The organism is Leifsonia sp. 71-9, assembly GCF_001898805.1.
Taxonomy (GTDB): domain Bacteria; phylum Actinomycetota; class Actinomycetes; order Actinomycetales; family Microbacteriaceae; genus Leifsonia.
On sequence record NZ_MKVJ01000013.1, the window covers coordinates 144647 to 153552 of the forward strand.

Annotated in this window: 10 protein-coding genes; 5 read left to right on the top strand and 5 right to left on the bottom strand. The window is 69.6% G+C overall.

Annotation, left to right across the window (positions count from 1 at the left end):
- The first annotated feature begins 39 nt into the window (after nt 1–39).
- Together BGO91_RS07185 and BGO91_RS07190 are read left to right on the top strand one after the other, a co-directional pair.
- Complete coding sequence (locus BGO91_RS07185; RefSeq protein ID WP_290472108.1) at nt 40–630, top strand: TetR/AcrR family transcriptional regulator; 591 nt, start codon at nt 40–42, stop codon at nt 628–630.
- Nucleotides 627–1301, top strand: a complete 675-nt coding sequence (locus BGO91_RS07190) for a DedA family protein (RefSeq protein ID WP_290472109.1) — start codon at nt 627–629, stop codon at nt 1299–1301. The genes BGO91_RS07185 and BGO91_RS07190 overlap by 4 nt, the downstream gene beginning before the upstream one ends.
- 9 nt (nt 1302–1310) lie before the next feature.
- Here the strand turns inward: BGO91_RS07190 and BGO91_RS07195 are convergent, their stop codons facing one another.
- From BGO91_RS07195 to BGO91_RS07215, 5 genes are all read right to left on the bottom strand, one after another.
- On the bottom strand, nt 1311–2237 hold the full coding sequence (locus BGO91_RS07195; RefSeq protein WP_290472110.1) for an ABC transporter substrate-binding protein: 927 nt from the start codon (nt 2235–2237) through the stop codon (nt 1311–1313).
- 50 nt (nt 2238–2287) lie between these two features.
- Nucleotides 2288–3040: an ABC transporter permease gene (locus BGO91_RS07200; protein ID WP_290472111.1), complete on the bottom strand. Its 753-nt coding sequence runs from the start codon at nt 3038–3040 to the stop codon at nt 2288–2290.
- Nucleotides 3037–3723, bottom strand: a complete 687-nt coding sequence (locus tag BGO91_RS07205; RefSeq protein WP_290472112.1) for an ABC transporter permease — start codon at nt 3721–3723, stop codon at nt 3037–3039. The genes BGO91_RS07200 and BGO91_RS07205 overlap by 4 nt, the downstream gene beginning before the upstream one ends.
- On the bottom strand, nt 3720–4598 hold the full coding sequence (locus BGO91_RS07210) for an ATP-binding cassette domain-containing protein (RefSeq protein ID WP_290472113.1): 879 nt from the start codon (nt 4596–4598) through the stop codon (nt 3720–3722). Before BGO91_RS07210 ends, BGO91_RS07205 begins: the two co-directional genes overlap by 4 nt.
- Before the next feature lie 194 nt (nt 4599–4792).
- Nucleotides 4793–5449 (bottom strand): TetR/AcrR family transcriptional regulator, encoded by a 657-nt coding sequence (locus tag BGO91_RS07215; protein WP_290472114.1) that lies wholly within the window; start codon nt 5447–5449, stop codon nt 4793–4795.
- A gap of 212 nt (nt 5450–5661) precedes the next feature.
- Here BGO91_RS07215 and BGO91_RS07220 point away from each other — a divergent pair, with 212 nt between their 5' ends.
- The 3 genes from BGO91_RS07220 to BGO91_RS07230 all read left to right on the top strand — a co-directional run.
- Entirely contained in the window at nt 5662–6729 is a 1068-nt protein-coding gene (locus BGO91_RS07220) for an App1 family protein (protein WP_290472115.1), read from the top strand.
- A gap of 43 nt (nt 6730–6772) precedes the next feature.
- Nucleotides 6773–7852: a winged helix DNA-binding domain-containing protein gene (locus BGO91_RS07225; RefSeq protein ID WP_290472116.1), complete on the top strand. Its 1080-nt coding sequence runs from the start codon at nt 6773–6775 to the stop codon at nt 7850–7852.
- A 9-nt stretch (nt 7853–7861) separates the two neighbouring features.
- Nucleotides 7862–8906, top strand: a 1045-nt coding sequence (locus tag BGO91_RS07230; RefSeq protein WP_366925293.1) for an aromatic acid exporter family protein, incomplete at its 3' end; no start/stop codon positions are given.

Below are 8906 nucleotides of genomic sequence, written 5' to 3' on the forward strand. Positions count from 1 at the left end.
GCTCCGGTCTCCCAGGCGCGGCCCAGTAGCATCGTCCGTATGCCGAAGAAGGGCTCGTACGCCAAGGGAATCGCCAAACGGGAGGAGATCCTCTCGCGCGCGCTGGAGGTGTTCGCCGACAAGGGATACCGCAAGGCGTCGCTGCGCGAGATCGCCGAGTCCGTGGGGCTGAGCCAGGCGGGCCTGCTGCATCACTTCTCCTCGAAGGAGGAGCTCTTCTCCGAGGTGCTGCGCAAGCGCGACGAGGTGGACACGGGCGGGGCGGAGCTCGGCGACCAGTGGGCGGACGCCGCGGACGGCCTCGTGCGCGTCATCCGCCACAACGCCGAGGTCCCGGGGCTCGTGCAGCTCTACGCGACCCTCTCCGCCGAGGCATCCGATCCCGAGCATCCCGGCCACGACTACTTCGTCGAGCGCTACGCGAGGATCGTCGGCGGCCTCGAGCAGCACGTGCGCGCCGAGCAGGCCGCGGGCCGGATGACCGACGCGGTCGACGCGCGGCAGCTCGCCCGGCTCGGCATCGCCGTCGCCGACGGCATGCAGGTGCAGTGGATGCTGGACCCGTCGGCCGACATGGCGGACGCGCTCACGGCGTTCTGGAGCCTCGTGCGGACGGCGCCCGCCCCGTGAACGACGCGCTCAACTGGATCCTCGACCTCGTCCAGAGCGTGGATCCCGTTCTGCGGACGCTGCTCGCCGGCGTCGGGATCATGCTGGAGACGTCCATCCTCGTCGGCCTGATCGTCCCGGGCGACACGATCGTCCTCGTCGCGAGCACCGCGGTCGAGGGCCCCGTCGAGTACTTCGCGATGGTCGTCGCGGTCGTGATCGGCGCCCTGTGCGGCGAGTCGATCGGCTTCGCCCTGGGCCGCTGGTTCGGGCCGCGCATCCGCGCCAGCAAGCTGGGCCGCAAGCTCGGCCAGGACAACTTCGACAAGGCGGAGGCGTATCTCGCGCGACGCGGCGGGATCGCCGTCTTCCTGTCCCGCTTCCTGCCAGTGCTGCACTCGCTCATCCCGCTGACGGTGGGGATGAGCCCGATGCGGTACCGCACCTTCATGACGTGGACGGCGCCGGCGTGCATCCTGTGGGCGTTCGCCTACGTCAGCGTCGGTTCGCTGGCCGCCGGGAGCTATCGCGAGCTCTCGCGGGAGCTGCACTGGGCCGGGTACATCTTCGTGGCCATCATCGCGGTCTTCATCGTGCTGGTCTTCCTCGTGAAGAAGATCCTGCAGAAGCGCGAGGCGGCGCACATGGGTGCGGCGGCCCGGTCTCCCGAGCCGCCGCACGACGGAGAATGACGCCCGCGTCTACTTGACGGGGTGGTCCTTCAGCCAGTTCTTCGCGACCACGTCGGGCGCGGTCTTGCTGGAGCCCTGGTTCTCGCTGTTCATCGTGATGAGGTCATCGGTGGTGAGCTCGGCGGAGACCTTGTTCAGGACCTCCTTGACCTTGTCCGTCGCCTTGGAGGTGTTGATCAGCGGGACGATGTTCTGCGCCGCGATCAGGCTCTTCGGGTCCTTCAGGGTCACGAAGCCGTTGTCCTTGATGGCCGGGGTCGTCGTGTAGATGTCGGCCAGCTGCACGTCGCCGTTCTTCAGCGCCGTGACGGTCAGCGGGCCGCCCGAGTCGCTGATCGGCTTCAGCGTCGCGGTGACGCCGTAGGCCGACTTGAGCCCCGGGATGCCGTAGGGACGGGTCTCGAACTCCGGGTTCGCGCCCACCGTCAGCGGGTCGGTGACCTTGGAGAGGTCGGCGAGGCTGGTGACGCCCCACTTCTCCGAGAACTCCTTGGTGACGTTGTAGGAGTCGGCGTCCTGCGCCTCGGCCTGATCGAGCACCTCGTAACCCTTGGGGAGGGCCGACTTGAGCGCCGTGTAGACGTCGTCGCTGGAGGTGGCGGTGCTGTCCTTCTTGTAGAACTGAAGCAGGTTGCCGCTGTACTCGGGGATCAGGTCGATCGAGCCGTCCTGCAGCGCCTTGAGGTAGACGTCGCGCTGACCGATGCTCGGCTTGTAGTTGACCTTCACACCGTTGGCGGCCAGAGCCTGGCCGTACACCTGCATGAGGATCTCGGACTCGCCGAACGCGGCGGAGCCGATGGTGACGCTGTCGCTCGACGAGGTCGAGGTGTTGCCGCCGAGCGCGCCACCGCCGGACGAGCACGCGCTGAGAGCCAGGAGGGCTCCCGCCGCCACCACGCCGGCCGCGATGCGGCCTCTCTTGGATGCGAACATGTTGGTTTCTCTCTTTCGGTGGGTGCTATGGATCTTGGTGGGTTCGGGGGTCAGGTGCTGCTGTTCCCGACCGGATGGTTGGGAACCGAGGGGCCGATGGGGCGCCAGGGGTCCTTCGAGCGCACGTCCTGGATCTTGCCGGCGGTGACGCCGCGCGGCACCACGAGGCGCTGCACGAGGGCGAAGACGCCGTCGGTGACGAGGGCGAGCGCGATCACGAGGATCGAGCCGCCCAGCATCTCGTCGTAGCGCTGCACGGCGAGTCCGTCGAACAGGAAGCGGCCGAGGCCGCCGACCGGCAGGATGGCCGCGACCGTCCAGGTCGCGATGACCTGCAGGGCTGCAGAGCGGATCCCGCCGATGAGCAGTGGCAGGGACAGCGGGATCTCGACCTTGAACAGGATCTGGAGCTCCGTCATCCCCATGGCGCGCGCCGCGTCGATCGTGCGCCGGTCCACCGATTCCAGCCCGGAGTACGCGCCCGCCAGCACGGGCGGGATCGCCAGGATGGTCAGCGCGATCAGCGGGGGGATGATGCTGAGGTTCAGCGTGATGAGGGCCAGGTAGACCACGAGGCCGAGCGTCGGGATCGCGCGCAGGGCGCCGGAGACGCCGACGGCGAGCCCGCGGAACCGGCCGGTGTGGCCGATCGCCAGTCCGATCGGCAGGGCGATCACCGCGGCCAGGATCAGCGTCAGCAGCGAGTACCAGGCGTGCTCGCCGAGACGCGCGAGGATGCCGCTCGGGCCGGCCCAGTTGGCCGGGTCGAACACCCAGGCGAACGCCGCGAGGATATCGGTCATGCGCCCGTCACCGCCCTCAGCGCGGCACGGCGGCTCGCGCGCTTGGTCGTGCCGAGCCGGGTCCACGGCATCAGGAGCCTCCCGAGGAGCACCAGGGCCAGGTCGAAGACGAGCGCGATGATCACGATCGCGACGATGCCCGTCACCACCTCGGCGTTGTTGTACTGGTTCAGCCCCTGCACGAACATCGTTCCGAGGTTGCTCACGCCGACGAGGGAGCCGACGCTGACGAGGCTCACCGTGCTCACCGAGACCACCCGGAGACCCGCGAGCAGCACCGGACCGGCGAGCGGCAGCTCGACGGACCAGAAGCGGCGCCAGGTGCTGAAGCCCACGGCGGACGCCGACTGCAGCACGTCACCGGGCACGCTCGCGAGCGCGTCGGAGGTCGTGCGCACCATCAGGGCGAGCGCATACAGGCTGAGGGCGATGACCACGTTCTTCGGGTCCAGGATCTGCGTGCCGATCAGCGCCGGCATCGCCACGAAGAGCGGCAGCGATGGGATCGTGTAGAGGATGCCGCCGATCGTCAGCAGCACTCCGCGGCTCGCGCGGTAGCGGTTCGCGACCCAGCCGATCGGAATCGAGACCAGGAACCCGATGACGATCGGGAACACGCTCAGCGTCACGTGAGCGACCGTGAGATCCCAGACGAGGCCGATGTTCGACCACAGCCAGCTCACGACGCTTCCTCACCCTGCGCCGAAGCACCCACGACCGGGAGGGTCGTGGCCTTTGCCTCATCGGACGGGGTCAGCACACCGGCCGGCCGTCCTTCGCTGTCGACCAGCACATCGCCGGTCGGGGTCTGCTCGACGTGGAGCGCACGGCGTCCGCGGTCGGCGCCGATGAACGACGCGACGAACTCGTCCGCGGGCGCCGCCAGGATCTCGGACGGCGTGCCCTGCTGGGCGATGATGCCGCCCTTGCGGAAGATCACGACCTGGCTGCCGAGCCGGAACGCCTCGTCGATGTCGTGGGTCACGAAGACGACCGTCTTGTCGAGCTCGCGCTGCAGGTGCAGCAGCTCGTTCTGCAGTTCGTCGCGGACGATCGGGTCGACGGCGCCGAACGGCTCGTCCATGAGCAGGATGTTCGGGTCGACGGCGAGGCCGCGGGCGACGCCGACGCGCTGCTGCTGTCCGCCCGAGAGCTGGCTTGGGTACCGGTCGGCGAGCGAGCGCTCGAGCCCGACCGTGTCCATCAGCTCGAGGGCGTTCTGCCGCGCCTCCCGCTTCTTGACCCCGCGGAGCAAAGGGACGGTCGCGATGTTGTCGACGACCTTGCGGTGCGGGAGCAGACCGGAGTTCTGCATGACGTACCCGATGCTGCGCCGCAGCTGGACGGGCTGCAGGTTCTGCACGTCCTCGCCGTCGATCTCGATCGTGCCGCTCGTCGGATCCACCATCCGGTTGATCATGCGCAGGATCGTGGTCTTGCCGCTACCGGAGGAGCCGACCAGCACCGTGATCTTGCGCGACGGGATCACGAGCGAGAAGTCGTCGACCGCGACGGTGCCGTCGGGGAACTGTTTCGTCACCGAACGGAACTCGATCATCGCAGGGGCCCATTTCTGTCGGTCAGGTCCATCCATTCCACCCAAACAGCGTTCTGCCCGTTTGGCAACGGATGCGTCCCTTTATGGCGGAAATCAGAAGAGATCGTCGATCTCCCCCGCTTCTTCGGAGCGCAGCCGTCGATGGATGTCAGCGTCGCGCGGACCACCGACATTCCCACGAGGGGAGAGCGGGATCAGGCCTCGCTGCCGTAGCGCTTCTCGAGGTACTCGCGGGCGACGACGCGGGCCTCGGCGATGTAGCGCTCGTCGCCCGCCGGGTCGTCGCGGAAGGCGCGGTTGATCAGCGAGTCCATGATCTCCACCACGATCTCGAGCCGGAAGGCCAGGTCGTCGCCGGCGGGCAGGCTGTACTCGTCGGCGAGGATGTCGGCGAACTGGGCGGCGAACGAGACGTCGCGCACGACCTCCTCGCCCGGCACGCCGGAGCGCTCGGCGTCGGTGAACCGGATGATGCGGAAGCCCGCCTCGTCGCGGAACATCGTGACGAACGAGTCGATGGCGGCCTCGACGGCGTTCCACCAGTGCTCGGGCTGCTGCTCGTGGATCGCCTCGACGACGGTGCGGCGATAGCGCAGCACCGCGCGGTCGCGGAGCGCCTGGAGGAGCACGATGCGATCGGGGAAGTACCGGTACACGGTGCCGATCGAGGCGCCCGCCCGCTCGGCCACCATCGCCGTGGTCAGCCGGTCGAAGCCGATCTCGTCGACCACTTCGGCGGCCGCGTCCAACAGCGCGTCGACCCGGGCGGCGCTGCGCTCCTGGATCGGCTCGGTGCGCACGAGCGCGGCTCCGACGGTGTTCTGTCCAGCGACGAGGTCGTTGATGGGCACGATCGCAACTCCTTCTTTCCGGTGACTACGTTACGTGTTGCGGTTCCCCAACCCGGGCGTGACGCCGCGCGTCACGCACTCCATTGGTAACGATCATATTCGTGGAAAGCTCACTTATTGCGGGGAATCCGCTCCGACTCGCTCAGTGATCGCCCCCCAGATCTGGGGGCTGTCGAAATCGATCCTGCACTCCATGAGAGACTTGAATCTCTATGACCGCAACTCCGGACAAGCGCAGCGCCTCCGTGGAGCCCATCATGCACCGGGCCGCGCGTATCGAAGACGCGTTCCACGAGTTCCGGGCCCGCCGGGCGCGCAAGCGCGGGTATCTCGCGACCGTCCTGCCGTACACCGGCTACGGAGCGCCCACCTGGGTGCGCATCCTGGGCCGCGTCGTCCTGGCGAAGGAGCCCCGTCCGGGCAGCCGGGCCGAGCGCAAGCATCGCAAGCGCGAGGAGTCCATCCGCGGCTGGCGGTCGTTCGTCAGCGTTCCCGTGGCGGATGTGGCGGTCACCGTCGAGATCGAGGGCGAGACCCACACGGTCATGCCCGACCGCGGCGGCGTGATCGACACGGTCGTCCCCGTCCAGCTCACCCCCGGCTGGCACACGGTGCGGCTGTCCACCGTCGAGTCCAGCCGGGTGTTCGAAGCGCCGATCTACATCGTGGACCCGAAGGCCGAGTTCGGCATCATCTCCGACGTCGACGACACCGTCATGGTGACCGCCCTCCCCCGCCCGCTGCTCGCGGCCTGGAACACCTTCGTGCTCGACGAGCACGCGCGCGTCCCCACTCCCGGCATGGCGGTCCTGCTGGAACGGCTGGCGGCGACCCATCCCGGAACGCCGGTGATCTACCTCTCGACCGGGGCCTGGAACGTCGCGCCCACGCTGCGCCGGTTCCTCTCCCGCAACCTGTTCCCGGCCGGTCCGCTGCTGCTCACCGACTGGGGACCCACCCACGACCGGATCTTCCGGAGCGGCCGCGAGCACAAGCGCACGAGCCTCGAGCGGCTGGCATCCGAGTTCCCCGGACTCAAGTGGCTGCTCATCGGCGACGACGGCCAGCACGATGAGATGCTCTACGGGGAGTTCACGACAGCCCACCCCGACAACGTGACCGGGGTCGCGATCCGCCAGCTCTCCGGCGGCGAGGCGGTGCTCGCCGGCGGTCGCTCGAAGGCGGAGAAGCACAGCGAGATCTCGGGAGCGCCCTGGGTGTACGCGCCCGACGGCGCAGGACTGAGCGAGCAGCTCAGCGAGCTCGGCATCCTCCCCTAGCGCGCCTCGCACCCGTGTCGGTGCCCTGCGGCAGACTGGACCCATGCCAGCGCGCCGTTCCGACCTGCTCCGGATGCGCCGCCTCGCGCAGGCGCTCGACGGCGACCGCGAAGTCGGTCCCGCCGATGTGACGCGCCGGATGCTGGCGGTGCAGGCGCAGGATTTCGGCGCGGCCTGCTGGGCGCTCGCCCTGCGGACGGTCGCCCCTTCACGTAGCGCCGTGCTCGCGGACCTGGATGCCGGCCGGATCGTGCGGTTGTGGCCCATGCGCGGCACCCTGCACTTCGTCGCGCCGGAGGACCTCCGCTGGATGCTCGGTGTCACCACCGCCCGCATGGTCGCCGGGCTGACGCGCCGGCACCGCGATCTGGAGCTCGAGCCGCCCGACTTCGTGCGCGCCCAGGACCTCCTCACAGCCGCCCTCTCCGGCGGGCGCAGCCTCGGACGCGCCGACGTCATGGCGCTCTGGGAGGCCGCGGGCATCGCCACGGGCGGTCAGCGCGGCTACCACCTGCTGTACTTCCTCGCGCAGACCGGCGTGATCTGCTGGGGGCCGACGCACCGCACCCAGCAGGCGCTCGTGCTGCTCGACGAGTGGGCGCCGCTCTCGGCGTCGCGCACGCTCGAGCCGGACGAGGCGATCGCCGAGTACCTGCGTCGCTACCTCGCCGGTCACGGCCCCGCCACCCTGAAGGACTTCGTCTGGTGGACGAAGGGAACCGTCGCGCAGGCGCGCACCGCCGTCGCCGTGCTGGGCGACGAGCTCACCACCCTCGAGGTCGACGGCACCGAGTACCTCGTCACCGCGCGCCTGGCCGACACAGCGACCGCGACTCCCGAGACCCGCGCGGAGAGCGCCGCCGTGCACCTCCTGCCCGGCTTCGACGAATACCTCCTCGGGTATCAGAACCGCGACCCCGTCATCGATCCCGCGGACTTCGAGCGCGTCGTCCCCGGCAAGAACGGCATCTTCTCCCCCGTCGTGATCGCGCGCGGTCGCGTCGCCGGCACCTGGCGGCGCGACGGGGAGGCGATCGAAGCGCGCCCGTTCCTGCCGCTGACGGCCGCGCAGGAGCGCGGGGTCGAGCGAGCGGCGGACCGGTACCGCCGCTATGCGGACTAGCCTGGAGCAGTGGCACTGAAACTCCCCGCGAACATCCGCGCGACGAGCCGCACGCCGTTCCTGCAGGTGCTCAAGACCGCCGTCGCGATGATCCTGGCCTGGCTCGCGGCGAGCCTGATCGTGCCGGGGGAACTGCCGGTGTTCGCCGCGATCGCGGCCCTGCTCGTGGTGCAGCCGAGCGTGAACCAGTCCGTCGGCCGCGCGATCGAGCGCTCGCTCGGCGTGATCGTCGGCGTGCTGGTGGCCTACGCGGTCGGTCTGGCGTTCGGGATGAACAGCTGGATCGTGCTGGTCGCGGTCGTCGTCTCGGTGCTGCTCGCGTGGGTGCTCAAGCTGACCCCGGGCAGCGCCAACCAGGTGCCGATCAGCGCCATGCTCGTCCTCGCGATCGGGGCGTCGAATCCGGAGTACGCCTTCGCCCGGATCGGCGAGACGATCGTCGGTGCGGTCATCGGCGTGATCGTCAACATCGCGGTCGTCCCTCCCGTGCTCACGGCGCCGGCGCGCACCGCCGTCCTCGCGCTCGGGAACGAGCTCGCCTCGACCCTCGACCGGCTCGCCCAGGCGATCACGAGCACGCTCACGCCGGGAGAGCTCGACGCCCTCCTGATCGAGGCCCGCCTCCTGCGCCCGATGGAGGCGAAGGCCGCGACCGCGCTGACCGCGGCCGAGGAGAGCCTGACGCTGAACCCGCGGCAGGGGAAGCACCGGGTCGTCCTGGCTCACGACGAGGCTCTGTTCGCGCGCCTCAAGCCCATCGTCACGCGGGCGATCGGCATGACGCGGGCGTTCCACGACCACTACGACGACGGGCTCACCGGCGAACCGACCATGATCGCGATCGCCGAGGAGCTGCGCCGGGCGGCGCACGACCTCCGGCTGCTCAGTCGCGACCCGGACTCCCCCGTCGTCGAGCCCGACACCGCGACGGCGAACATCCCCGCGCTCACGGCGCCGCTGGTGATCTCGACGCCCGATCCGCGGCACTGGGTGCTGCTCGGCTCCCTGGTGGAGGATCTGCGGCGCGTCCACTCGGAGATCACCGGGGACGACG

What these genes read in the sequence shown, in the direction of transcription:
- BGO91_RS07185 (WP_290472108.1), top strand. Translation starts at nt 40, where the DNA reads ATGCCGAAGAAGGGCTCGTACGCCAAGGGAATCGCCAAACGGGAGGAG.
- BGO91_RS07195 (WP_290472110.1), bottom strand. Translation starts at nt 2,237, where the DNA reads ATGTTCGCATCCAAGAGAGGCCGCATCGCGGCCGGCGTGGTGGCGGCG.
- BGO91_RS07200 (WP_290472111.1), bottom strand. Translation starts at nt 3,040, where the DNA reads ATGACCGATATCCTCGCGGCGTTCGCCTGGGTGTTCGACCCGGCCAAC.
- BGO91_RS07210 (WP_290472113.1), bottom strand. Translation starts at nt 4,598, where the DNA reads ATGATCGAGTTCCGTTCGGTGACGAAACAGTTCCCCGACGGCACCGTC.
- BGO91_RS07220 (WP_290472115.1), top strand. Translation starts at nt 5,662, where the DNA reads ATGACCGCAACTCCGGACAAGCGCAGCGCCTCCGTGGAGCCCATCATG.
- BGO91_RS07225 (WP_290472116.1), top strand. Translation starts at nt 6,773, where the DNA reads ATGCCAGCGCGCCGTTCCGACCTGCTCCGGATGCGCCGCCTCGCGCAG.